The organism is Streptomyces sp. AHA2 (assembly GCF_036857595.1).
Classification (GTDB): Bacteria; Actinomycetota; Actinomycetes; order Streptomycetales; family Streptomycetaceae; genus Streptomyces.
Map to the genome: position 1 here is coordinate 60,585 of NZ_JAUQWJ010000007.1, position 23,351 is coordinate 83,935.

General features: G+C 73.4%; 21 protein-coding genes. 6 read left to right on the forward strand and 15 right to left on the reverse strand.

The window, feature by feature from the left end; genetic code table 11:
* Positions 1–46 precede the first annotated feature (46 nt).
* Positions 47–832 carry a S1 family peptidase gene (locus Q5694_RS16480; protein WP_333933788.1) on the forward strand — a complete coding sequence of 262 codons (786 nt, stop codon included), beginning with the start codon at positions 47–49 and terminating at the stop codon, positions 830–832.
* A 259-nt stretch (positions 833–1,091) separates the two neighbouring features.
* Here Q5694_RS16480 and Q5694_RS16485 read toward each other — a convergent pair whose 3' ends face one another.
* Together Q5694_RS16485 and Q5694_RS16490 are read right to left on the reverse strand one after the other, a co-directional pair.
* Positions 1,092–1,673 carry a YdeI/OmpD-associated family protein gene (locus Q5694_RS16485; RefSeq protein WP_333933789.1) on the reverse strand — a complete coding sequence of 194 codons (582 nt, stop codon included), beginning with the start codon at positions 1,671–1,673 and terminating at the stop codon, positions 1,092–1,094.
* A gap of 39 nt (positions 1,674–1,712) precedes the next feature.
* Positions 1,713–2,294, reverse strand: coding sequence for a TetR/AcrR family transcriptional regulator (locus Q5694_RS16490; protein ID WP_333933790.1), 582 nt, complete (start codon positions 2,292–2,294; stop codon positions 1,713–1,715).
* Positions 2,295–2,368: 74 nt separating this feature from the next.
* Between Q5694_RS16490 and Q5694_RS16495 the strand changes: the two genes are divergently transcribed.
* Positions 2,369–3,319: a DMT family transporter gene (locus tag Q5694_RS16495; RefSeq protein WP_333933791.1), complete on the forward strand. Its 951-nt coding sequence runs from the start codon at positions 2,369–2,371 to the stop codon at positions 3,317–3,319.
* Positions 3,320–3,452: 133 nt separating this feature from the next.
* On the opposite strand, the gene Q5694_RS16500 is transcribed toward Q5694_RS16495, so the two are convergent.
* From Q5694_RS16500 to ureA, 6 genes are all read right to left on the reverse strand, one after another.
* Entirely contained in the window at positions 3,453–4,811 is a 1,359-nt protein-coding gene (locus tag Q5694_RS16500) for a hypothetical protein (protein ID WP_333933792.1), read from the reverse strand.
* A 694-nt stretch (positions 4,812–5,505) separates the two neighbouring features.
* A complete protein-coding gene (gene cimA / locus Q5694_RS16505) occupies positions 5,506–7,110 on the reverse strand; it encodes a citramalate synthase (RefSeq protein ID WP_333933794.1) in 1,605 nt (534 codons plus the stop codon).
* 371 nt (positions 7,111–7,481) lie between these two features.
* Complete coding sequence (locus Q5694_RS16510; protein ID WP_333933795.1) at positions 7,482–8,096, reverse strand: TetR/AcrR family transcriptional regulator; 615 nt, start codon at positions 8,094–8,096, stop codon at positions 7,482–7,484.
* Positions 8,097–8,151: 55 nt separating this feature from the next.
* Positions 8,152–9,264: an agmatine deiminase family protein gene (locus Q5694_RS16515; protein ID WP_333933796.1), complete on the reverse strand. Its 1,113-nt coding sequence runs from the start codon at positions 9,262–9,264 to the stop codon at positions 8,152–8,154.
* 9 nt (positions 9,265–9,273) lie between these two features.
* Complete coding sequence (locus Q5694_RS16520) at positions 9,274–10,986, reverse strand: urease subunit alpha (RefSeq protein ID WP_333933797.1); 1,713 nt, start codon at positions 10,984–10,986, stop codon at positions 9,274–9,276.
* Positions 10,983–11,687 carry an urease subunit gamma gene (gene ureA, locus Q5694_RS16525; RefSeq protein WP_333933798.1) on the reverse strand — a complete coding sequence of 235 codons (705 nt, stop codon included), beginning with the start codon at positions 11,685–11,687 and terminating at the stop codon, positions 10,983–10,985. The genes Q5694_RS16520 and ureA overlap by 4 nt, the downstream gene beginning before the upstream one ends.
* A 143-nt stretch (positions 11,688–11,830) precedes the next feature.
* Here ureA and Q5694_RS16530 point away from each other — a divergent pair, with 143 nt between their 5' ends.
* Positions 11,831–13,285 (forward strand): cytosine permease, encoded by a 1,455-nt coding sequence (locus Q5694_RS16530; protein WP_333933799.1) that lies wholly within the window; start codon positions 11,831–11,833, stop codon positions 13,283–13,285.
* A gap of 376 nt (positions 13,286–13,661) precedes the next feature.
* On the opposite strand, the gene Q5694_RS16535 is transcribed toward Q5694_RS16530, so the two are convergent.
* Complete coding sequence (locus tag Q5694_RS16535; protein ID WP_333933800.1) at positions 13,662–14,750, reverse strand: branched-chain amino acid aminotransferase; 1,089 nt, start codon at positions 14,748–14,750, stop codon at positions 13,662–13,664.
* Positions 14,751–14,994: 244 nt separating this feature from the next.
* Positions 14,995–16,038, reverse strand: coding sequence for a 3-isopropylmalate dehydrogenase (locus Q5694_RS16540; RefSeq protein WP_333933801.1), 1,044 nt, complete (start codon positions 16,036–16,038; stop codon positions 14,995–14,997).
* Between the two features lie 165 nt (positions 16,039–16,203).
* Between Q5694_RS16540 and Q5694_RS16545 the strand changes: the two genes are divergently transcribed.
* Positions 16,204–17,778 (forward strand): purple acid phosphatase family protein, encoded by a 1,575-nt coding sequence (locus Q5694_RS16545; protein ID WP_333933802.1) that lies wholly within the window; start codon positions 16,204–16,206, stop codon positions 17,776–17,778.
* Between the two features lie 46 nt (positions 17,779–17,824).
* On the opposite strand, the gene Q5694_RS16550 is transcribed toward Q5694_RS16545, so the two are convergent.
* The 4 genes from Q5694_RS16550 to Q5694_RS16565 all read right to left on the reverse strand — a co-directional run bounded on the left by Q5694_RS16550 (position 17,825) and on the right by Q5694_RS16565 (position 21,442).
* On the reverse strand, positions 17,825–17,956 hold the full coding sequence (locus tag Q5694_RS16550; protein ID WP_115905715.1) for a hypothetical protein: 132 nt from the start codon (positions 17,954–17,956) through the stop codon (positions 17,825–17,827).
* Between the two features lie 254 nt (positions 17,957–18,210).
* The gene (locus tag Q5694_RS16555; RefSeq protein ID WP_333933803.1) at positions 18,211–18,753 is read right to left on the reverse strand and encodes a GNAT family N-acetyltransferase; all 543 of its coding nucleotides are present in this window, start codon (positions 18,751–18,753) and stop codon (positions 18,211–18,213) included.
* Positions 18,754–18,829: 76 nt separating this feature from the next.
* The gene (gene pruA / locus Q5694_RS16560; RefSeq protein WP_333933804.1) at positions 18,830–20,461 is read right to left on the reverse strand and encodes an L-glutamate gamma-semialdehyde dehydrogenase; all 1,632 of its coding nucleotides are present in this window, start codon (positions 20,459–20,461) and stop codon (positions 18,830–18,832) included.
* 54 nt (positions 20,462–20,515) lie between these two features.
* Positions 20,516–21,442 (reverse strand): proline dehydrogenase family protein, encoded by a 927-nt coding sequence (locus tag Q5694_RS16565; RefSeq protein WP_333933805.1) that lies wholly within the window; start codon positions 21,440–21,442, stop codon positions 20,516–20,518.
* A gap of 192 nt (positions 21,443–21,634) precedes the next feature.
* Here Q5694_RS16565 and Q5694_RS16570 point away from each other — a divergent pair, with 192 nt between their 5' ends.
* The gene (locus Q5694_RS16570) at positions 21,635–22,900 is read left to right on the forward strand and encodes a PucR family transcriptional regulator (protein ID WP_333933806.1); all 1,266 of its coding nucleotides are present in this window, start codon (positions 21,635–21,637) and stop codon (positions 22,898–22,900) included.
* A gap of 9 nt (positions 22,901–22,909) precedes the next feature.
* Here Q5694_RS16570 and Q5694_RS34830 read toward each other — a convergent pair whose 3' ends face one another.
* Positions 22,910–23,065 (reverse strand): hypothetical protein, encoded by a 156-nt coding sequence (locus Q5694_RS34830; RefSeq protein WP_443040891.1) that lies wholly within the window; start codon positions 23,063–23,065, stop codon positions 22,910–22,912.
* A 62-nt stretch (positions 23,066–23,127) separates the two neighbouring features.
* Between Q5694_RS34830 and Q5694_RS34835 the strand changes: the two genes are divergently transcribed.
* Positions 23,128–23,319: a hypothetical protein gene (locus tag Q5694_RS34835; protein WP_443040892.1), complete on the forward strand. Its 192-nt coding sequence runs from the start codon at positions 23,128–23,130 to the stop codon at positions 23,317–23,319.
* Positions 23,320–23,351 lie beyond the last annotated feature (32 nt).

Sequence of the window (23,351 nt, forward strand, 5' to 3'; positions counted from 1 at the left end):
GCTCCGGTTGCACCTCCCCAGTCAACCCCCCACGGAAGGCATCACGTTGAAGAGACTCCTCACGGCCCTCAAGAGATGCGCCGTGCTCGGCGCCGCCGCGCTCGCGATCGCCAGCCTGCAGCCCGTCTCCGCCGCGCAGGCCGCCCCCTCTCCCGTGGTCGGCGGGACCCGCGCCGCGCAGGGCGAGTTCCCGTTCATGGTCCGGCTCTCCATGGGCTGCGGCGGCGCGCTCTACACCCAGCAGATCGTGCTCACGGCCGCGCACTGCGTGGGCCGGTCCGGCAACAACACGAGCATCACCGCGACCGCCGGGGTGGTGGACCTCCAGTCGACCAGCGGCCGGGTGCAGGTGCGCTCCACCAAGGTGCTGCGCGCCCCCGGCTACAACGGCACCGGCAAGGACTGGGCGCTGATCAAGCTCGCCCAGCCCATCAACCTGCCGACCCTCAAGATCGCCACCACCGCGCAGTACAACACCGGTGACTTCACGGTCGCCGGGTGGGGTGCCAACCGTGAGGGCGGCGCCCAGCAGCGCTACCTGCTCAAGGCCACCGTGCCGTTCGTCAGCGACGCGGCGTGCCGGGCCTACGGCGGCTCGTACAGCGGTCTGGTCGCGAACGAGGAGATCTGCGCCGGGTTCGACGCGGGCGGCGTCGACACCTGCCAGGGCGACTCCGGCGGCCCGATGTTCCGCAAGGACAACGCCGGCGACTGGATCCAGGTCGGCATCGTCAGCTGGGGCGAGGGCTGCGCCCGGCCCCAGGCCCCCGGCGTCTACACGGAGGTCTCGACCTTCGCCTCCGCCATCGCCTCGGCGGCGTCCACGCTCTGACCGGCCGTCCCGGGCCCGGCGCCGTGTCGGCGCCGGGCCGTCACGCGCGGGGGGCACCGGGTCCCACGGCACGGGCGCGTCCGGGCCCGGTCCGCGCACCGGCCGCCCTCGTCGGCGACCGGCCCGAAGCATCCCGGGTGCCCGGCTCGACCCGCCGGCTCCGGACTCCCAGCGCCCCGGCTGCCCGGCTCGACCCGCCGGCTCGGGGCGCTCAGCGGTCACGGCCCGGCCCGGCCCTGCGGCTCCGCATGCCCAGCGGTCAGCGGCCCGGCTCGCCGCGGACCTCCAACGCCGAGATCGCGGCCGCCACTTGGGCCTGCCGCGCCTTCGCCGTCCGGGCGCGCAGGACACCGAGCATCGCCAGGTAACGGTCCGTGCGGCCGAGCGCCCGGAAGGCCGCCGCGGCCCGCGGGCTGCGCTCCAGTGCCGCCGCCAGGTCGTCGGGGACCTCGGCCTCCTTCTGCGACGCGTACGCCGCCTCCCACCGTCCGTCCGCCCGCGCGGCCGCCACCTCCCGGAGCCCGCCCGGACGCATCCGGCCCTCGGCGGTGAGCTCCGCGACCCGCCGGACGTTGACCACGGACCAGAGGCTGCCGGGCCGCCGGGGCGTGATCCGCTGGAGGTAGCGCTCGGCGTCGAGTCCCTTGCGCTGCCCGGTGATCCAGCCGTGGCACAGGGCCACGTCGTTGACGTCGGCGGCACTGACCGAGGGGATGCCCGAGCCCTTCTTCGCGATCTCGACCCACAGCCCGGGATGCGGGGCCGGATGGGCGGTCAGCCAGGAGTCCAGCTCGGCCACGGTCGCGAAGGCGAGGGGGCCGGTGTCGTCGGAGACGGTCATGGCACCACCGTACGGAGGCAGTAGGACGGATTCCGTCCGCTACGGGAGCAGAGCGCGGGCCTGTTCGCGCGCGGCCGCTGCGGCGTCCGGGAAGATGCCGAGGCCGTGGGCGACGAGGGCGCCCTCGTGGAGCAGCATCAGCGTCCGGGCCAGCTCGCCCGCCCGGTCGGGGGCGATGTCCCCGGCGAGGCGGGTGAACAGGTCGAGCATCCAGCGCTTCTGCCCGGTGATGACCGGGTGGGCCGGATGGGTGGGGTCGCTGATCTCCGCGTGGGCGTTGACCATGCTGCAGCCCTTCGGGCTGAGGTCCACGGCCCAGGCGCCCGTGGCGTCGAAGACGGCCAGGACGCGGTCGCGCGGGTCGGGCCCCGCCGCCTCCAGCCGCTCGGCGAGGAAGGCTCGCCAGCGCTCGTCGCGGTCGGCCAGGTACTCCACGACGATCTGCTCCTTGGAGCCGAACCGGTCGTAGAGCGTCTTCTTCGTCACCCCGGCCTCGGCCGCGATGAGGTCGACGCCGACCGCGTGGATGCCGCGCTCGTAGAACAGCCGGGCGGCGGCATCGATGGCACGGCGGGCGGCGGGCGTCATCACGATGCGGCGGGGGGTCTCGGTGGTGCCCATGCCCTTGACTATACCGATCTGTATAGTGGGCGGGGAACGGGTAAACCGATCTGTCTAGTCGGAGGGGTGGCGCCGTGAACGTCCTCCTGTCGCTCGCCTTCGTGCTGTGCTGGAGTTCCGGCTTCATCGGCGCCAAGCTCGGCGCGGGCAGCGCGTCCGCGATCACCGTGCTGATGTGGCGGTTCCTGCCGCTGGCCGTGGTCCTGGTGGCCGTCGCCGTCGTCGCGCGCGGCGCCTGGCGGGGACTGACCGCCCGGGACCTGACCCGCCAGGCCGTCGTCGGCCTGCTGTCGCAGAGCGGCTACCTGCTGAGCGTGTACCACGCCATCCAGCTCGGCGTCTCCAGCGGTACGACGGCCCTGATCGACGGGGTCCAGCCCCTCGTGGCGGGGGCGCTCGCGGGGCCGCTGCTGGGACAGTACGTGTCGGGCCGGCAATGGGTCGGCCTGGTCCTGGGCCTGAGCGGCGTCACCGTGGTGACCCTGGCCGACGCGGCGGCGGGGGCCGGTGTGCCCTGGTGGGCCTACGCCGTCCCGCTGCTCGGCATGTTCTCGCTGGTCGCGGCGACGTTCCTGGACAGCCGGTCCCGCCCGCGGGTCGCGCCGCCGGTGTCGCTGACCGTCCACTGCGCCACCAGTGCCGTCCTGTTCTCCGCGCTCGCCGTCGGGGCCGGCGCCGCCGCACCGCCCGCCGAGGGCGGGTTCTGGCTGGCGGTGGTCTGGCTCGTGGTCCTGTCCACCTTCGGCGGGTACGGGCTGTACTGGCTCCTGCTGAAGCGCTCCGGCGTCACCGCGGTGAACACGCTGATGTTCCTCATGGCACCGGTCACGGCCGTGTGGGGAGCGTTGATGTTCGGGGAGCCGTTCGGCGTGCGGACCGCACTCGGGCTGGCGGTCTGCCTCCTGGCCGTCGTCATCGTCGGACGCGGCGAGGGCGGGCGGGACAGGAGCGCGGCGGCGGCCCGGGGCACCCGCGAGGACGGACGGCGCCGGCGCTCCGACTCCCCGGAGCACGCCCGCAGGTAGGCGTCGTGCCGTTCCCCCCGCGTGCGCCCGCCGCCGGGCGCCGTACGGCTCCCCGAACGCGCCGGCCGCTGGGCGCCGTGCCCGCACGGCGGCATCGGCCTGTGGGACGCGCAGGGCGGCGCTGCGGCTCGGGTCAGAAACCGCCCCCGAAGTCGCCGCCGCCCCCGCCGAAGTCGCCGCCGCCGCCGAAGTCGCCGCCGCCGAAACCGCCGCCGAAGTCGCCGGTGTCGAAGTCCGCGCCGGAGACGTCGCCGCCCTCGTAGCCGCCGAAGTCCCCGTAGCCGGAGCCGTAGTCGGCCGCGTAGGCGGGGCCGGCCATCATGCTGCCGAGGGCCGTGCCGACCAGGAGGCCGGGCAGCAGGCCGCCACCGAAGTAACCGCCGGCCCAGGGGCCGTACGCCGGGCCCGCCTCCCAGTACGGGCGGCGGCCGTAGTCGGTGTCGACCTCGCGCACCGCCGGGTCGCGGCCCTCCGCGAGCCGGACCCGGTCGGCCGCGCACACCGGCACCTCGCGGGTGGTGCCGCCCTGCGGCGTCCAGCTCGCGTCCACGACCGAGGGGCCGTGGCGCGGGTCGAAGAAGCACGGCGGGCGGCGCTCCGGGAGCGCCCTGCCCTCGCGGCGGGCGGCGAGGGTGGCCAGGGAGAACCGGCCGTCCTCCACGGCCTGGGTCACGGACCGGACGTCTTCCGGTTTCGCCGCGGCCGCCATCAACGACTTCGCCCGGTCGTAGCAATCCAGGGCCCGCTCGTAGTCGGCGCGCATGGCGTCGTCGGCGCCCTGTTCCCCGGGGTGGAAGTCGAGGCGGTCGAGTTCCTCGCCGAAGGCGGTGATGTCCTCGTCGACGACCACTCGCAGCTTCTCCAGCGCGGCCCGCTGCTCCTCCTCGTGGCGGCGGCGGTTGCGCCGGACCAGGGCGTAGGCGCCCGCGCCGCCGGCCGCGACCAGGGCACCGACCGTGATCAGCCCGCCGGTCGGCACGTCGCCGCCGGAGTCACCGCTCCAGCCGCTGGGGGCCGTACCGCGCATGTTGCGCAGGGCGTCGTCGACGAAGTCGTTCAGCTGGGCCTTGGTGTCGCCCGCGCCGCGCACGGCCGAGACGAGGTTGGACACCGCCGGGCGGCTCATCACCGCGCTGTCGGCGCGGGCGTCGAACCGGTCGCCGAGGCGGATGCCGTACAGGCCCGTGACGCCGGTCTCGGTGCGCAGGTTCCGGAACAGGTCCTGCGTGGGATAGCCGGCCGGGAGGACCGCCACGAAGACCGGCTTGTCGGCGTCCTTGATCTTGTCGGCGAGCGCCTCGGCGTCCGACGCGGACAGCAGGTCGGAGGCGGCCGGATCCACGTAGACGGGGTTCTCGCGCAGCTCGGCGGCGACTTTCGACAGGTCGGTGGCCGCGTGCGCACCCGGCGCACCCGCCACGAGCACCGCCAGCACGGCGGCGACCGGCACGATCAGCAGGCGTATGACGGTACGCACCAGATGGGCCTTCATATGTTCGAAGCTACCCGAATCGGCACACAAAGGGAGATCGTCCGGAGCCCGGTTTTCGGCGGGCCACTGCGCCCACGGTGCCTGGGACGTACCGCCGCGGGCCGCCCCGGCCCGTCGGCCGGGGCGGGAGGGCGGGGACGAAGGCGTGCTCGGGCGGCGCGGGGCCCCGGACCTGACCGGGTCCGCCCCGGCCGAGCTGCGGGCGCTCGCCGCACTGCCGGGCATCGTCGGCGCGCCGACGCCCCTGGTGCACGCGGCCGCACCGGCAGTCGTCGTGCAGCCCGAACGGGGTTCGTGTTCCTGGCGGCCGGTGCGGGCTGCGTCCTGTTCGACCGGATTGTCGGCTGCTCGGCCTCCCGGACCCGGTACGTCCGCTCGCAGCCGGTACTGCAGCAGCAGCTGAAGGAGGCGCTGCCTGGCGTGATCGACGGCTGCGCACGGACACCCACCGGATCATCGAGGAGGAGGGGTCGGCATGGGGCGGCTGTCCGGCCGACGGCGTCGAGGAGCCGACCCGCTCCCCCTCCCCGGCCACCGCCCGGCGCCCGAACGGCGCGGGCCGCCTCCGCCTGGACCGCGCGCCCGGCCGCGGCCGGGGCGGGGAGGATCCGGGCCCCCACTCCCGGGACACGGCGATGTGGCCGGGCCGCGACCGGCCGCGTCGGCGGCGGCCCGGAACAGCGCCCCGCCCGCGCTACTCGGCCGGGATCACCCCGGCCCGGAGCAGGCCGTAGGTGTACGCGTCCTCCAGGGCCTGCCAGCTCGCCGCGATGACGTTGTCGGCGACGCCCACCGTGGACCACTCCCCCGAGCCGTCCGACGTGGAGATCAGCACGCGGGTCGTGGAGTTGGTGCCGTGCTTGCCCTCCAGGATGCGGACCTTGTAGTCGACCAGCTCCAGCTTGGCCAGCTGCGGGTAGATCCTCTCCAGGCCGACGCGCAGGGCCCGGTCCAGGGCGTTGACCGGGCCGTTGCCCTCCGCCGTGGCGACGATGCGCTCCCCCTTGGCCCACAGCTTGACGGTGGCCTCGTTGGCGTGGGAGCCGTCGGGCCGGTCCTCGACGATGGCCCGCCAGGACTCGACCTGGAAGTAGCGCAGCGGCTTGCCCTGCACCTCGGTACGCAGCAGGAGTTCGAAGCTCGCGTCGGCGGCCTCGTAGGTGTAGCCCTTGAGTTCGCGCTCCTTGACCCGCTCGACCACCCGGCCGACCAGTTCGCGGTCGCCCCCGAGATCGACGCCGAGTTCCTTGCCCTTGAGCTCGACGGAGGCGCGGCCGGCCATGTCGGAGACCAGCATCCGCATGGTGTTGCCGACCCGCTCGGGGTCGATGTGCTGGTACAGGTCCGGGTCGACCTTGATCGCGGAGGCGTGCAGGCCGGCCTTGTGGGCGAAGGCGGACAGACCGACGTAGGGCTGGTGGGTGGAGGGGGTCAGGTTGACGACCTCGGCGATGGCGTGCGAGATCCGCGTCATCTCCCGCAGGTGCCCCTCGGGCAGGACCCGCTTGCCGTACTTCAGCTCCAGGGCCGCCACGACCGGGAAGAGGTTGGCGTTGCCGACGCGTTCGCCGTAGCCGTTGGCGGTGCACTGCACGTGGGTGGCGCCGGCGTCGACCGCGGCCAGGGTGTTGGCGACCGCGCAGCCGGTGTCGTCCTGGGCGTGGATGCCCAGCCGGGCGCCGGTGTCGGCGAGGACGGTGCCGACGACCGCCTGGATCTGCGCCGGGAGGAAGCCGCCGTTGGTGTCGCACAGGACGACGACGTCGGCGCCGGCCTCGGACGCGGTGCGCACCACCGCCTTGGCGTACTCGGGGTTGGCCCGGTAGCCGTCGAAGAAGTGCTCGCAGTCGACGAAGACCCGGCGGCCCTGCTCCGTCAGGAAGGACACGGTGTCGCCCACCATCGCGAGGTTCTCGTCGAGCGTGGTGCGCAGGGCGAGTTCGACGTGACGGTCGTGCGACTTGGCGACGAGGGTGATCACCGGGGCGCCGGACTCCAGCAGGGCCCTGACCTGGGGGTCCTCGGCCGCGGTGGTGCCGGCGCGGCGGGTGGAGCCGAAGGCGACCAGCTGGGCATGCCGGAAGTCGATCTCCTGCCGGGCCCGGGCGAAGAACTCGGTGTCCCGGGGGTTCGCGCCGGGCCAGCCGCCCTCGATGAAGCCCACGCCGAAGTCGTCCAGGTGCCGGGCGATGGCGAGCTTGTCGGCGACGGTGAGGTTGATGCCCTCCCGCTGGGCGCCGTCGCGCAGGGTCGTGTCGAAGACGTGGAACGAGTCGTCGGGCTCGCTGGTCTCGGTCATGGTCTGAAAAGCTCCTGGGGATGGGATCTCGGTCGTACCGGAATGACCGGCTCCACCGCCCTCACATATTCCCTCGCGCTCTCGCCTTCCGGCTGCGGGTGGGCCAGAAATGCGAAAAACCCCTCGCGGGTGCGAGAGGTCTGCGCGCGGGTCGAGGACGACGGTGTCCGCCCGTACCTGGTCGTACGTGCGGTCACTGCGGACCGGCGCGCCTGCTGCCAATAATCATGGCGAACGAGAGCACGCGGGCAGTCTGGCACAGTCGCCGTGCCCCGCTCACCGCCGTCTCAGGATGCGGTCGATCAACGCCGGGTGGCGGACACACCACCTGCGGGTGCTTCCCCGTGCGCCGGAGCGGGTCCCGGCGCCGTTCAGCCGTCCGCGGGCGGGCCGTCCGCGAGGAGGCCGTCGGCGAGGAACTCGGCCACGTGCCGCAAAACCTGATCCCGGCCGGTGCCGCGCAGGCCGATCGCGACGTGGATGGACAGCCCGTCCAGCAGCGCGCGCAGACGGGCCGCGAAGCGGTCGGGGTCGACGCGGCGGAACTCCCCGCGCGAGATGCCCTCGGCGAGCAGGGCGACCAGGTCGCGGTGCCAGGCGCCCTCGATGGCGGCCTGCCGGTCGCGGGCGTCCGCGTCGGCGTTCTGCGACCGGGTCCACACCTCCAGCCACAGCGTCCAGTGCGGGTCGCGGTGGCCGTCGGGGACGTACAGGTCGACGTAGGCGCGCAGGCGCTCCCGGGCGGGGGCCGCCCGGGTCAGCAGCCGGGCGCGCTCGGCGCCGAGCCGGCCCTCGCTCCACTCCAGGGTGCGCAGCAGCAGTTCGTCCTTGGAGCCGAAGTAGTAGAGCAGGTGACCGCTGCTCATGCCGACCTCGCGGCCGAGCGCGGCCATGGTCAGTTTCTCCAGGCCCCGCTCGGCGATCATCTCCATGGCGGCGGCGAGCACGTCCTCGCGGGGCGGGGCCTGCTTTCGCCCACCGGCCATGTGCGCTCCTAGGGCCTGTCGTTCGGATCGGGTCGCAGAATATCGGCGGTTCTCGTCAGCCCCGCGTCTGCGGCTGATCCGAACGGCGGACCCGGATCGTCGGTTGCTGCTGGGTGATGCAGTGGATGCCGCCACCGCCCGCGAAGATCGTACGGGCGTCCACGAGCGTCACGGTCCGCTCGGGGAACAGGCGGCGGAAGATGCCGGCGGCGATCTCGTCGCGCGGGTCGTCGAAACCGCACAGCACGACGCCGCCGTTGCACAGGTAGTGGTTGATGTAGGAGTAGTCGGCCCAGTGGCCGTCGGCCTCCAGGACGGTCGGCGCGGGGACCTCGACGACCTCCAGGCGGCGGCCCCGGGCGTCCGTCTGCGCCTTCAGCAGGCCGATGACCTCCCGGGTGACCTCGTGGTCGGGGTGCGCGGGATCGGGCTGGGAGTGCGCCACGACGACACCGGGGCGGGCGAAGGCGGCGACGATGTCGACGTGGCCCAGGGTGCCGAAGCCGCGGTGGGGGTACCCCCCGCTCGCACGAAGCCGAGAGCCGGTGGAAGGGTAGTCGCCGGTGAGGCCGCGCGGCAGCCAGATCGCCTTGCGGGTGCCCAGGTGGGCGTGGATCTCGGCCTCCACCCGCTCGCGGCTCCAGCCGGGGTTGCGCTCGGGCCCGAGCTGGACCGTCTCGGTGAGCAGGACCGTGCCCTCGCCGTCGACGTGGATCCCGCCGCCCTCGTTGACCAGTTCCGAGGAGTACGTCCGCGCCCCGGCCAGATCGGCGACCTGGGCGGCGATCCTCGCGTCGTGCTCCCAGCTCGCCCACTCCTGGGCGCCCCAGCCGTTGAAGGTCCAGTCGACGGCGGCCAGCCGGCCCGTGCCGTCGGTCAGGAAGGTCGGGCCGATGTCGCGCATCCAGGCGTCGTCGAGGTCCCGCTCGACCGTGTCGATCCCGTCGCCCAGCAGGGTCCGTGCGTGCTCCGACTGGCCGGGGCCGCACACGACGGTCACCGGCTCGAAGCGGCGGACCGCCCGGGCGACCGATGCCCAGGCGATCCGGGCGGCGGCCAGGTCGTCGGGGGAGTCGAAGGTGGCGTTGGGGCCGGGCCAGGCCATCCAGGTGCGCTCGTGCGGAGCCCATTCGGCGGGCATGCGGAAGCCGTCGGCGGCTGCGGACATCGTTGATCCTCAGAGGAAGTAGAGACGGTTCAGGGAGACGGAGTCGGCCGGTTCGGAGCGCAGCGGCTCGCCGTCGAGGGTGACGAGCCCGGTGCGCCCGTCCACGTCGACGGTCCCGGTACGGCAGTTGAGGAGCAGATCGGCCGGGCCGATGCCCCGGGTGCCGCGCACGGCGACCCGGCGGCGGCGCGTGGGCAGGGTGTCGTGCCCCTGGTCGAGGGCGGCCTGCGCCACGAACGCCACGGAGATGTCGGCCGGTGTGGCCCCGTGCGCACCGAACTGCGGCCCCAGCACGAGGGGTTCACAGGTGTCGGTCGCCGCGTTGGGGTCGCCGGTGACCCCGTACGCCGGGAAGCCGGCCTTCAGCACGAGCTGCGGCTTGGCGCCGAAGTACTCCGGGCGCCACAGCACGATGTCGGCGAGCTTGCCGGTCTCGAGGGACCCGACCTCGTGCGAGAGGCCGTGCGCGACGGCCGGGTTGATGGTCAGCTTCGCGATGTAGCGCAGGACGCGCTCGTTGTCGTGCCCGACGCCGGGGTCGCCCAGCTCGGCCTTCATCTTCCCGGCCATGGCGAAGGTGCGGCGGACGGTCTCGCCGGCGCGGCCCATGCCCTGCGCGTCCGAGGAGGTGATGCCGATGGCGCCCAGGTCGTGCAGCACGTCCTCGGCGCCCATGGTCCCGCCCCGGATGCGGTCGCGGGCCATGGCGGCGTCGCCCGGCAGGTCGGTCTTGAGGTCGTGGACGGACACGATCATGCCGTAGTGCTCGGCTACGGCGTCCCGGCCGAAGGGCAGGGTCGGGTTGGTGGAGGAGCCGATGACGTTCGGCACGCCCGCCATCTTCAGGACGTTGGGGACGTGCCCGCCGCCGCAGCCCTCGATGTGGAAGGCGTGGATGGTGCGGCCCTCCAGTACGCGCAGCGTGTCCTCGACCGAGAGACACTCGTTCAGGCCGTCGCTGTGCAGGGCGACCTGGACGTCGTGCTCCTCGGCGACGCGCAGGGCGGTGTCCAGGGCGCGGGTGTGGGCGCCCATGTCCTCGTGCACCTTGAAGCCGGACGCGCCGCCCTCGGCGAGGGCCTCGACCAGGGGCGCGGGCGAGGACGACGAACCGCGGCCCAGGAAGCCGATGTTGACGGGCCAGGCGTCGAAGGCGCCGAAGGCGTGGCGCAGCGCCCAGGGCGAGTTGACCCCGACGCCCCACACGGGCCCGAACTCCTGCCCGATGATCGTGGTCACGCCGGAGGCGAGCGAGGCCTCCATGATCCGCGGCGACAGCAGGTGGACATGGGTGTCGACGGCACCGGCGGTCGCGACGAGTCCCTCGCCGGAGACGATCGAGGTGCCCGTGCCGACGACGACGTCGACCCCGTCCAGGGTGTCGGGGTTCCCGGCCCGCCCGATCGAGCAGATCCGCCCCTCGCGGATGCCGATGGAGACCTTGCGCACGCCCTGGACGGCGTCGATCACCACGACGTTGCTGACGACGACGTCGCAGGTCTCGCGGACGGCGGCGGCCTTCAGGTGGAGTCCGTCGCGGGCGGTCTTGCCGAACCCGGCGAGGAACTCGTCCCCCGGGCGCTGGGAGTCGGACTCGACGCGGACGGTGAGACCCGAGTCCCCGAGGCGGATGCGGTCGCCGGCGCGGGGACCGTGGGTGGCGGCGTACTCGTGCGGGGTGAGGCGGCGGGCCTCGGCGGGGTGTCCTCCCGGGCGGCTCATCGGCCGTCCTCCTGTCCGTCCGTGTCCGTCGCGCCGAGGTAACCGCAGGCGGCGGCGCGGCGCAGCGCCTCCTCGCGGGCGCCCGGGGCGTCCAGCGGTCCGTCAACCAGGCCGGCGAACCCGACGGCGATGCGGGCGCCGCCGATCGGCACCAAAGCGACCTCGACGCTCTCCCCCGGCCCGAACCTCACGGAGGACCCGGCGGGCACGGCCAGGCGCATGCCGTAGGCCCGGGCGCGGGGGAAGTCGAGGCGGGGGTTGGCCTCGAAGAAGTGGAAGTGCGAGGTGACCGAGACGGGCACGGGCGCCGTGTTGGTGACCGTGAGCCGGTCGGCCGGTTCGGGCTCGGGGTGGCCCGGGCCGGGCAGCAGCGCGCCCGGGGCGTCGGGGCCGGAGCCGGGACCGAGGGGGTCGGAGACCACGGCGAGCCGTGAGCCGTCGTCGAACACCGCCTCGACGTGCACCTCGGTGACGACGTCGGCGACACCGGGCAGCACGTCGGCGGGGCCGAGCACCGCCCGGGCCCGCTCGACGGCCTCGGCGAGCCGGGCGCCGTCGCGGGCCGCCTCGCACACGGTGTCCGCGATGAGCGCGGTGGCCTCCGGCACGTTCAGCCGCAGCCCGCGCGCCCTGCGGGCCCGGGCCAGCTCGGCGGCGGAGAAGAGCAGCAGCCGGTCACGTTCCGTGGGAGTCAGTCTCACGCCTCGGCACCTCCTTGCCATCCAGGATTTAGAGCATCACTCTAAACCCGGGATTCCCGCAACCCGACCGTTGACGTAATGGTGTCCGCTGCACCACATTGAGCGTCGCTCTAAAACCCGGTGGCGTCGAAGGAGACCAGCCCATGCCGATCGAACAGCGCGGAGTCGACACCATCCCCGAGGAGGAACGCACCAGCGGGCCGCGGGACCTCGTCTCGATCCTCCTCGGCTCCAACCTCTGTCTCGGAGTGATCGTCTTCGGCTGGCTGCCGCCGTCCTTCGGCCTGGACTGGTGGTCGTCCGTCGGCGCGGTGGTCGCGGGCACCGTCGTCGGGGTGGCGTTCACGGCCCCGCTCGCCCTGGTCTCGCTGCGCACGGGCACCAACCTGTCGACCTCCTCCGGCGCCCAGTTCGGGGTGCGCGGGCGGCTGGTCGGCTCGGTGGTCGGCCTGCTGCTGGCCCTCGGCTACACGGCGCTGACCGTCTGGATCGGCGGGGACGTGATGGTGAGCGTGCTGGGCCGGCTCGCCGGACTGCCGCAGGGCGGCACGTCCTACGCCATCGTCTACGGCCTGCTCGCCGCGGCGACGGTCGCGGGCGCGGTCTACGGCTACCGGGTGCTGCTCGCGATGTCCCGGGTCCTCGCCTTCGGCATGACGGCGCTGCTGGCGCTCGGCGTGATCGCCTACGCCCCGCACTTCACGACCGCCGCGCTGCCGGAGGCGGGGGGCTATCTGCTGGGCGGGTTCTGGCCGACCTGGCTGCTGGCGGCCGTGGCGGCCGGGCTGTCCGGGCCGGTCGCCTTCATCACCCTCCTCGGCGACTACACCCGTTACATCTCCCCGTCCCGCCACTCCGCGCGCCGGGTGCTGCGCGCGACCTGGCTGGGGCTGATGCTGGGCCTGCTGGTGCCGCAGCTGTTCGGCACGTTCACGGCCTACGCGGCCCGGGCCGCCCTCGACTACGCGGGCCCGCTGGTCGACGCCGCGCCCGGCTGGTACCTGGTCCCGCTGCTGCTCGCGGCCTCGGCGGGCTCCGTCGGCAACGCGGGGCTGATGCTGTACTCGATGGGCCTGGACCTGGACGCGATCCTGCCGCGCGCCTCGCGGGCCCGGGCCACGTACACGGTCGCCGTCGTGGCCACCGCCGCCGTCTTCGCCGGGCACTACCACTCGACCGCGCAGGACGCGATGACGTCCTTCGTGCTGCTGCTGACGGCGATCGGCACGCCGTGGGCGGTCATCACCCTGATCGGCTCCGCCCGCTGCGGCGGGGTCTACGACGCGGACGCCCTGCAGGTGTTCAACCGCCGCTCCCGGGGCGGCGTCTACTGGTACCGCGCGGGCTGGAACGTGCCGGCGACGGCCTCCTGGGCGGCCGGGGCGACGGTGGGCGTCCTGGCGGTGTCCCTGCCGTCGTACCAGGGGCCGCTGCTGGCCCTGACCGGCGGGGTGGACTGCAGCTTCCTGCTGTCGGGCCTGGTGGGCGGGGCGGCCTACGCGCTGTCGGCCCCGGCAGCGGCCCGAACGGAACCCCGGGCGCAGGCGCCGGCGGCACAGCAGACGGACCCGGAGGCCGCGTCGAACCCCGCCCATTGACCCACCGGCCCCGGGGGGTGGCGTGGCCGGGCGCCGACGACCGGCCGTGGCGCACCGGGCCACCCCCGGGGACAGGGGCCGGGCACCGCTCACCCGGCGGGACGCAGAGACCGGTCCCGAGCCCAGCCGACCCGGGTCGAAGGCCGACCCGGGTCGAAGGCCGACCCGGGGTGAAGGCCGACCCGGGGTGAAGGCCGACCCGGGGACGAAGGCCGACCCGGGGACGAAGGCGGGATCGGGACGCGCGCCCGCCCGTTCGCTGCCCGGTCGCATCCCCGCCCGTCCACCCCCGGGGCCGGCCTGCGACGAGGTGAGGCCGGCCCCTTGCCCGACGGCTTCGGGTGCGGGCGGGTGATGGCCGGGGGCCGGGAAGGGCTCAGCCCAACTGGTGCATCCAGCCGTGCTTGTCCTCGGCCGTGCCCCGCTGGATGTCGAGCAGCGCCTGGCGCAGCCGCAGCGTGACCTCGCCCGGCTCGCCCCCGCTCTGCTTCCACTCGGCCCCGGCCCGCTTGACCGTGCCGACCGGCGTGATGACGGCGGCCGTACCGCAGGCGAACACCTCGGTCAGCGAGCCGTTCTCCGCGTCCCGCTGCCACTGGTCGGCCGAGATCCGGCCCTCCTCGGCCTCGTAGCCGAGGTCACGGGCGACGGTGAGCAGGGAGTCGCGGGTGACGCCCTCCAGGATCGACCCGGTCAGGGACGGCGTGACGATCTTGTTGCCGTACACGAAGTACAGGTTCATGCCCCCGAGCTCCTCGACCCAGGTGTGCTCCACCGCGTCGAGGTAGCAGACCTGGTCGCAGCCCTTGGCCGCGGCCTCGGCCTGCGCGAGCAGGGACGCCGCGTAGTTGCCGCCCGTCTTGGCGTCGCCCATGCCGCCCGGCACGGCGCGCACCCGGTCCTCGGAGACCCAGATGGACACCGGCTTCACGCCACCCGGGAAGTACGCACCGGCCGGCGAGGCGATCACCAGGAACAGGTACTCGTTGGCCGGCTTCACGCCCAGCCCGACCTCGGTCGCGATCATGAACGGGCGCAGGTAGAGGGACTCCTCGCCGCCGTGCGCCGGGACCCACGCGTTGTCCTGCGCGACCAGGGCGTCGCACGCCTCGATGAACGTCTCCACCGGCAGCTCCGGCATCGCCAGCCGCCGCGCGGACCGCTGGAAGCGCTCGGCGTTCTTCTCCGGCCGGAACGTCGCGACCGAGCCGTCGGGGCGGCGGTAGGCCTTGAGCCCCTCGAAGATCTCCTGCGCGTAGTGCAGGACCGTGGTGGCCGGGTCGAGCGAGATGGGGGCGTACGGCACGAGCTGGCCGTCGTGCCAGCCGCGGCCCTCCGTCCACTTGATCGTCACCATGTGGTCGGTGAAGTGCCGGCCGAACCCGGGGTTGGCCAGGATCGCCTCGCGCTCGCTTGCGGAGAGCGGGTTGGCGGAGGGCTTGAGCTCGATCGTGGGCGTCGTCATGGGTTGATGTCCTTCACCGGTTGTAGTGACGGGCCGCGCTCGGTACCGCTCTGGTGAGGACCAGTGCTAGGACGTCCGAGCATTCCCTCATTCCGCGGCCTCACGTTCGATTATCGCCCGGAGGCGGAGGCGGAAGGAACGGGGTGAATCCGACCCGGTGGTCGATGGTGACACCCGGCGGGGGGCATGCGGAAGCCGCCGGGTGCGGATGCGACCCGGCGGCTTGCGGAGAAGCAGCGGCGGGTCAGCCGGCTACTCGTACGGCGAGCGCGTCGCCGATCTCCGAGGTGGAGCGGGCGGGCTTGCCGGTGCGCTCGGCGAGGTCGGCGGCGACCGCCGCGTCGATGCGGTCCGCCTCGGCCTCGTGGCCGAGGTGGCGCAGCAGCAGCGCGACGGACAGCACGGTGGCGGTCGGGTCGGCCTTGCCCTGCCCGGCGATGTCCGGCGCCGAGCCGTGCACGGGCTCGAACATCGACGGGAACTCGCCGGAGGGGTTGATGTTGCCGCTCGCGGCGACGCCGATGCCGCCGGAGACGGCCGCGGCGAGGTCGGTGACGATGTCGCCGAAGAGGTTGTCGGTGACGATCACGTCGAAGCGCTCGGGCTGCGTGACGAGGTAGATCGTCGCCGCGTCCACGTGCATGTACTCGGTGGTGACGTCGGGGTACTCCGCGGCCACCGTGTTGAAGACGTTCGTCCACAGGTGGCCGGCGAAGGTCAGCACGTTGTTCTTGTGGATGAGCGCCAGCTTCTTGCGCGGGCGGGCCTGGGCGCGGGCGAAGGCGTCACGCACGACGCGCTCCACGCCGAAGGCCGTGTTCACGGACACCTCGGTGGCGACCTCGTGCGGGGTGCCCTTGCGGATGGTGCCGCCGTTGCCGGTGTACGGGCCCTCGGTGCCCTCCCGGACCACGACGAAGTCGATCTGCGGCTCGCCGGCGAGCGGGGTGGCGACACCCGGCAGGAGCCTCGACGGGCGCAGGTTCACGTGGTGGTCGAAGGCGAAGCGCAGCTTGAGCAGGAAGCCGCGCTCCAGGACGCCCGACGGCACGGACGGGTCGCCGATCGCACCGAGCAGGATGGCGTCGTGCTGCTTGAGGGCGTCGAGGTCGGCGTCGGTGAGGGTCTCACCGGTGGCGTGGTAGCGCCGGGCGCCGAAGTCGTACTCCCTGGTCTCCAGCTTCACATCCTGCGGAAGGACGGCGGAGAGGACCTTCAGGCCTTCGGCCACCACTTCCTGGCCGATGCCGTCACCGGGGATCACTGCGAGATCGATGCTGCGAGACATGCCGGCACCCTACTCCTCGTCCCATGGGATGACATGCGATGTCCGGCATGCGGACACGTCGGCATGTCCGGGCCGTGCGTCCGGCCGGGGGACGGCACTGGTCCGTCGGACTCCGTTCACCCGTGTGTGGTGCGGCCGTCGGCCCGTGCTGGGAAATTGCCCGACATGGAGATCCCCCACTTCGGCATCCCGCCCGAGCTCACGCGCCGGATGAGCATGGCGGAGCAGCACGAGTACCTGCGCATCCGGCTGTCTCGGCGGCGCACGCTGGTCACGGCGGGCGCGCTCGCGGGCGGGCTGCTGACCGGCTGCTCCGACGGGCGCCCCGGGCAGGGCGGCGCGACCGCGACCCGGGCTCCGTCGGCCGTCACGTCGAGGGCGCCCGGCGCCCTCGTCACCCCTTTCGGCCGCCACCTGGCCTTCGGCTCCGACCCGAAGACGCAGATGCGGATCTCCTGGCAGGTGCCGTTCGCCGTGAAGAGGCCGTACGTCCGCGTCGGACTGCGTCCCGACGACCTCGGCAGCAGGGTCGAGGCGGAGCTGCGCGACCTGCACACCCCGGGGCTGCAGGGCGTCCGGGCGCCGGTGGAGCAGTACTACCCGCACGCGGCCCTGGACGGTCTGCGGCCGGGCACCACGTACTACTACGGCGTCGGCCACGACGGTTTCGACCCGGCGTCGCCGCGCCACCGCTCGACCGTCGCCTCCTTCCGCACGGCCCCCGCGAGCCCGCCCGGGCGGTTCGTGTTCACCGCCTTCGGCGACCAGGGAGTCGGCCCGGAGGCCGCCCTGAACAACCGGACGCTGCTGCGCCGGGACCCGGCGTTCCACCTGCACGCGGGAGACATCTGCTACGCCGACCCGACGGGCAAGGGCAAGGAGTCGGACGTCTTCGACGCGAGCCAGTGGGACCGGTTCCTGCGGCAGACCGAGCCGGTCGCCAGGTCGGTGCCGTGGATGGTGACGACCGGCAACCACGACATGGAGGCCTGGTACTCCCCCGACGGCTACGGCGGCCAGCTCGCCCGCTTCAGTCTGCCGGACAGCGGCTTCGACGCGCGGACGGCGCCGGGCGTGTACGCCTTCGCCTACGGCAACGTGGGGGTGGTGGCGCTGGACGCCAACGACGTCTCCTACGAGATCCCCGCCAACCTCGGCTACAGCGAGGGGCGGCAGACGCGCTGGCTGGACCGGAAGCTGGGCCAACTGCGCGCCGACGCCTCGGTCGACTTCGTCGTCGTCTTCTTCCACCACTGCGCGTACTCCACGTCGACGCACGCCTCCGACGGCGGGGTGCGCGCGGCGTGGCTGCCGCTGTTCGCGCGGCACGAGGTGGATCTGGTGATCAACGGGCACAACCACGTCTACGAGCGGACCGACGCCGTGAAGAACGGCGACGTGGGCCGGCCGGTGCCGGTCGGCGGGACGACGGACCCGCGCCGGGACGGGATCGTCTACGTCACCGCGGGCGGCGGCGGCAAGGAGCTGTACGGCTTCCCGGGCGGCGTGCAGGAGAGTTACGAGGGCCGGCCCGCGAAGGACGAGCAGGTCGCCACGTTCCGCTGGACGAAGTCCCGGGACACCGAGGCGGAGTCGGTGCGGTGGTCGCGGGTGCGCTACCGCGGCTACTCGTTCCTGTCGGTGGAGGCGGTGAGCGGCACCGCGCCCCGGCTGAAGGTGGAGGCGCTGGCGTCAGACGGCCGGCGCATCGACCACTTCGAGGTGCGGCGCGGGGCGTGAGGCCCCGCACCGCGCCCCGACGGGCGGCTCCCGGTCCTGCGGCGGCTCAGTGGCCGGTGGATCCGCCGTTGTCCCTGCGGTCGAGGGCGCGCTGGAGCGCGGCGGCGGCGTTCTTGCGGTCGGACTCGCTCGTACGGGAGAGGTGGCGGACTCGGCGGCGGGCGGTCGTCTCGGCCATGGGGCATCGACTCCTTCGAGGAACAGCACGGAGTGCGGGGAAAAGAGATACGAGACGCCGGAAAGGGGCGGGGAGCACGGCCGCAGGGATTGCCTGCACGGGGCCCGGCTCACGACCGCCGTTCGCTTGGTCGAGCGAGACGTTCGGCTCCTACAAAGCTAAGGGAGGCCGGTGCGTCTGTCTCCACAATTACTCGGACTTCCTACTATCTGAGACGGCGAGTTGCGTCACACCCCTGGGACCTGGCCGGACGCCTACAGGACGTCTCCGTCCCGCCAGTCGAAGAGCAGGGCGTGGGCGGGGTCCAGGAGGTCGGCCGAGGCGGCCCGCACGAAGGTGCTCCCCTCCTCCTCGGGCAGCCGGACGTCGCCGTGCAGCGGGCTGAGGGCGTGCACCTCGCCCCGCCACACCCGCCAGCCGCGGGCCGTGTAGAGCGCGGCACCCTCCTCGCTGGCGGACAGGGCCGCGAGGTCGTAGGCGCGCTCGGCGATGCGCTCCAGTTCCGCCATGACCCGCCCGCCCAGACCTCTGCGGCGGGCGTCGGCGCGGACGGCGACGTTCTCGACGTAGCCGGTGCGCAGCCACCGGCCGCGGTGGCGCACGCGGCGCATCACGACCGCCCCGTGCGCGGCGAGGCCCGCGCCGTCGTGTACGAGGACGTGCATCCCGCCGAGTCCGTGGTCCCAGTCGTCGTCGCCGAAGTCGCCGTCGAACGCGGCGTGGAGGAGGGCCCGTACGGCGTCGAGGTCGGCCGGGGCGAGGTCGGCGGTGTGGGCGGTGCGCACGCGGGGGGTCATCGGACCAGTCTTCCCCGCGGACATGCCGACGGGCCAGGTCGTTTCCGGCGACCCGGCCCGTCGGTGCGGCTGGATGTCAGCCCATGTGCGGGTAGGTGTAGTCGGTCGGCGGGACCAGCGTCTCCTTGATGGCGCGGGTCAGGGTCCAGCGCATCAGGTTCTGCGGGGCGCCGGCCTTGTCGTTGGTGCCGGAGGCGCGGCCGCCGCCGAAGGGCTGCTGGCCGACGACGGCGCCGGTGGACTTGTCGTTGATGTAGAAGTTGCCGGCCGCGTAGCGCAGCTTGTTCGCCGTGTAGGCGGCGGCCGCGCGGTCGTTCGCGATGACCGAGCCGGTCAGGGCGTAGTCGGAGACGGCCTCCATCTGGGTGAGCATCTCGTCGTACTTGTCGTCCTCGTAGACGTGCACGGCGAGGATCGGCCCGAAGTACTCGGTGCGGAAGACCTCGTTGTCGGGGTCGGTGCACTCGATGACGGTCGGGCGGACGAAGTAGCCCTCGGAGTCGTCGTAGCTGCCGCCCGCGACGATCGTGCAGGAGGCGTCCTCCCTGGCCCGGTCGATGGCGGCCTTGTTCTTGGCGAAGGCACGCTCGTCGATGACGGCGCCGATGAAGTTCGACAGGTCGGTGACGTCACCCATCTTGATGCCGTCGACCTCGGCGGCGAACTCCTCCTTGAAGCCGGAGTTCCAGATCGAGGCGGGGATGTAGGCCCGGGAGGTGGCGCTGCACTTCTGGCCCTGGTACTCGAAGGCACCGCGGGTCAGCGCGGTCTTCAGGATCGCCCGGTCGGCCGACGGGTGGGCGACGAGGAAGTCCTTGCCGCCGGTCTCGCCGACGAGGCGCGGGTAGCCGCGGTACTTCTCGATGTTGGCGCCGACCGTCTTCCACAGGTACTGGAAGGTCTTGGTCGAGCCGGTGAAGTGGATGCCGGCCAGCTCCGGGTGCTCCAGGGCGACCTTGGAGACCTCGATGCCGTCGCCGGTGACGAGGTTGATGACGCCCTTGGGCAGACCGGCCTCCTCCAGCAGCTGCATCAGCAGCACGGCGGCGTGGGTCTGCGTCGGGGACGGCTTCCAGACCACGACGTTGCCCATCAGGGCCGGGGCGGTCGGCAGGTTGCCCGCGATGGCGGTGAAGTTGAAGGGCGTGATCGCGTAGACGAAGCCCTCCAGCGGACGGTGGTCCAGACGGTTCCACACGCCCGGGGCGTTGGCCGGGGGCTGCTCGGCGAGCAGCGTGCGGGCGTAGGAGACGTTGAAGCGCCAGAAGTCGACCAGCTCGCAGGGCGTGTCGATCTCGGCCTGCTGGGCGGTCTTGGACTGGCCGAGCATGGTGGAGGCGGCGAGCGTCTCGCGCCAGGGACCGGCCAGCAGCTCGGCGGCGCGCAGGATGATCGCCGCGCGGTCGTCGAAGGACATCGCGCGCCAGGCCGGCGCGGCGGCCAGGGCCGCGTCGATGGCGTCCTGGGCGTCCGCCTGCGTGGCGTTGCGGTACGTGCCGAGCACGGCCCTGTGGTTGTGCGGCTGGACGACCTGGAAGGCCTCGCCGCCGCCCATCCGCTTCTCGCCGCCGATGGTGCAGGGCAGGTCGACCGGGTTGTCGGCCAGCTCCTTCAGCTTGGCCTCCAGGCGGGCCCGCTCGGGCGAGCCGGGGGCATAGCCGTGCACCGGCTCGTTGACGGGGGTGGGGACCTGGGTCACAGCGTCCATGGTTTCCGTAACTCCTTACTGAGCGGTGTGGCGGTCTCAGCCCTGGTCGAGCTGTCAGCCCTTGGTGAGCATCGAACGGGCGAAGAAGCGCAGGTTGGCCGGCTTCTCCGCGAGGCGCCTCATGAAGTAGCCGTACCAGTCGGTGCCGTACGCGGTGTAGACGCGCATGCGGTGGCCCTCGGCGGCCAGCCGGACGTGCTCCTCGGCGCGGATGCCGTAGAGCATCTGGAACTCGTAGTCGCCGGGCTTGCGCCCGGCCCGGTACGCCAGCTCCTGGGCGATCGCGATCAGACGCGGGTCGTGCGACCCGATCATCGGGTACCCCTCGCCCTCCATCAGCGTCCGCAGGATCCGCACGTACGCCCGGTCGATCTCGTGCTTGTCCTGGTACGCGACCGAGGCGGGCTCCTTGTAGGCGCCCTTGACCAGGCGGACCCGGCTGCCGTCCGCGGCGAGGCGGCGGGCGTCGTCCTCGGTGCGGAACAGGTAGGCCTGGATGACGCAGCCCGTCTGCGGGAAGTCCTTCCGCAGTTCCTCGTGGATGGCGAACATCGAGTCGAGGGTGGTGTGGTCCTCGGCGTCCAGGGTGACCGTGGTGCCGATCTCGGCGGCGGCCTCGACGACCGGGCGGACGTTCTTCAGCGCCAGCTCGTGGCCGTCCTCCAGGGCCTGCCCGAACATCGACAGCTTGACGGACATCTCGGCGCGGGTGCCGAGTTCCAGCGGCTTGAGGCGGTCGATCAGCTCCAGGTAGGCGTCCCGGGCGGCGGCGGCCTGCTCCGGGCTGGTGATGTCCTCGCCGACGACGTCCATCGTCAGCTCCAGGCCCCGCTCGGACAGCTCGCGGATCACCGGGACGATGTCGTCGACGTCCTCGCCGGGGATGAAGCGGTCGACGACCTGCTTGGTCACCGGGGCCGCCGAGATCAGGCGTCGCATCCGGTCGCTGCGAGACGCGGCGAGAATCACGGGACCCAGCACGGGGCACCTCCAGGAGCACAAGCAACGTGACGGCCGGACCCCCCGCGGGCGACGCGTCGGGTACGGCACGGAGAACCACCGTGAAACCTAAGGATCCCTCCGATCGTCGGCCATCGACAGCTGTCACGCATCCGTGCCGCAGATCTCAGACAGTTGTATGAAGGGTCCCCGGTGGTGAGGGACAATGCCCGGGTGGCACCGGAACACAGGAGTGACTACCAGGAGCTGGTCGACGAGATCTCGGAGCTGCTCGGGGCGCCCGCGACGCTGGAGAACCGCGACTTCGAGCTGATCGCCTTCGGCGCCTACGACAGCGAGGGCGACCTCGACCCCTCGGCCCTGGACCCGGTGCGCACCCGCTCGATCCTCACCCGCCGCTCGACGCCCGCGGTCCGGGCCTGGTTCGAGGGTTTCGGCATCACCCGGGCGACGCAGCCGGTCCGCATCCCGCCGACCCCGGAGGCGGGCGTCTACCGCGGCCGGATCTGCCTCCCGGTCCGCCACCGGGGTGTGGTGCACGGCTATGTGTGGCTGCTGGACGACGACCCCGGGCCCAGCGAGGTGCAACTGTCCGCCGCGATGGGGGTCACGGCCCGCATCGGCGCCCTGCTCGCGGACGAGGCCCAGCACGGCGCCGACCTCAGCCGCGAGCTGAGGGCGGTCCTCACCGCCGAGCGCGGCTGGCAGCAGGACATGGCCGTGGCCGAGCTGCGCACCGCCCTCGGCTCACGTGCCGAGGGCCTGCACACGATGGTGTGCGTCGCCCCCTGGCCGTCGGCCGACCCGGACGACGCTCCCTCCGGGCGGGCCGTCCCGGGAGCCACCGCCCTGTGCACCCTGCCGTGGGGGGTCGCGTCCCAGTGCCTGGCCGTGCTGATCCGGCTGCGCTCCCCCGAGGTGCTGACCCCGGCGGCCACCGCCGCGGCCCGGCTGCTGGAGCGGGCCCGCGCCGGGGGCGGCTCCGCCGGATCGGTGCCGGGCGCCGCGCGGCACGCGCAGGGTCCCGCCCCGGCCGGCCCGGGCACAGCCGCCCCGGGCGGGGCGAGCGGGCACGCCGCCGGCATCGCCACGCCGCGTGCCGGTCTCGCCGAGCTGGGCGGCTCCTGGTCGGAGGCGTCCGCGGCGGCCCGGGCGGCACTGGCCGAGCCGCGGCTGGGGCCGGTCGCCGAGTGGGCGTCGATCGGGCCGTACCGGCTGCTGACCGCCCTGCCCCCCGAGGTCGTCCACGACCCCGTCGCGCGGACCCTGCTCGCACCCGTCCACCGCGACCTCGCCCGGACGGCCGAGGTCTACCTCGACTGCGCCGGCCAGGCCGCCCGGGCCGCCGCGGAGCTGGGCGTCCACCGCCAGACCCTGTACTACCGCCTCTCCCGGATCGAGAAGCTCACCGGTCTCGACCTGGACGACGGCGAGGACCGCCTGCTCCTGCACATGGCTCTGAAGGCCCACCGCCTGTGAGCCGGGGCGTCACTCCGCCCCGGCGGCCTCGATCACCTGGCGCAGTCCGGCCGCCAGGCGGTACGCCTCCGGCGCGCCGCGGCGTCGTCCCCGCTGGAGACGGGTGCGGAGTTCGGCGGGGCGCTGAGCATGGCGTTCCTCGACTCGACCGGTGCGGCCGTCCACCGTCACCGGATGCCGGACTCGGCGCCCTCGGCCGCGCGCGAGACCCTGGGGCTGCCCTGGCCGTGCCCGAACGGCTGACGGGGCGCGCGGGGGACGTCCCGGCGGCGGCACGCGAGGCGTTCACCAGCGGCATGCACGCGGCGGCGGTCACCGCAGCCGTCCTTCTGGCCGGGGCGGCGGCGCCGGTCCTGCGCCGGATCCGGGTACGGCAGGACGCCGGACAGGCCGATCAGCTCAGCCCGTCCGGCGTCTGAGGAGGGGCCCGGGGGCCGCGGCCCCCGGGTTC

What these genes read in the sequence shown, in the direction of transcription:
- Q5694_RS16485 (WP_333933789.1), bottom strand. Translation starts at nt 1,673, where the DNA reads ATGACCGTCTCCGACGACACCGGCCCCCTCGCCTTCGCGACCGTGGCC.
- Q5694_RS16490 (WP_333933790.1), bottom strand. Translation starts at nt 2,294, where the DNA reads ATGGGCACCACCGAGACCCCCCGCCGCATCGTGATGACGCCCGCCGCC.
- Q5694_RS16500 (WP_333933792.1), bottom strand. Translation starts at nt 4,811, where the DNA reads ATGAAGGCCCATCTGGTGCGTACCGTCATACGCCTGCTGATCGTGCCG.
- cimA (WP_333933794.1), bottom strand. Translation starts at nt 7,110, where the DNA reads ATGACCGAGACCAGCGAGCCCGACGACTCGTTCCACGTCTTCGACACG.
- Q5694_RS16510 (WP_333933795.1), bottom strand. Translation starts at nt 8,096, where the DNA reads ATGGCCGGTGGGCGAAAGCAGGCCCCGCCCCGCGAGGACGTGCTCGCC.
- Q5694_RS16515 (WP_333933796.1), bottom strand. Translation starts at nt 9,264, where the DNA reads ATGTCCGCAGCCGCCGACGGCTTCCGCATGCCCGCCGAATGGGCTCCG.
- Q5694_RS16520 (WP_333933797.1), bottom strand. Translation starts at nt 10,986, where the DNA reads ATGAGCCGCCCGGGAGGACACCCCGCCGAGGCCCGCCGCCTCACCCCG.
- Q5694_RS16530 (WP_333933799.1), top strand. Translation starts at nt 11,831, where the DNA reads ATGCCGATCGAACAGCGCGGAGTCGACACCATCCCCGAGGAGGAACGC.
- Q5694_RS16535 (WP_333933800.1), bottom strand. Translation starts at nt 14,750, where the DNA reads ATGACGACGCCCACGATCGAGCTCAAGCCCTCCGCCAACCCGCTCTCC.
- Q5694_RS16540 (WP_333933801.1), bottom strand. Translation starts at nt 16,038, where the DNA reads ATGTCTCGCAGCATCGATCTCGCAGTGATCCCCGGTGACGGCATCGGC.
- Q5694_RS16545 (WP_333933802.1), top strand. Translation starts at nt 16,204, where the DNA reads ATGGAGATCCCCCACTTCGGCATCCCGCCCGAGCTCACGCGCCGGATG.
- Q5694_RS16550 (WP_115905715.1), bottom strand. Translation starts at nt 17,956, where the DNA reads ATGGCCGAGACGACCGCCCGCCGCCGAGTCCGCCACCTCTCCCGTACG.
- Q5694_RS16555 (WP_333933803.1), bottom strand. Translation starts at nt 18,753, where the DNA reads ATGACCCCCCGCGTGCGCACCGCCCACACCGCCGACCTCGCCCCGGCC.
- pruA (WP_333933804.1), bottom strand. Translation starts at nt 20,461, where the DNA reads ATGGACGCTGTGACCCAGGTCCCCACCCCCGTCAACGAGCCGGTGCAC.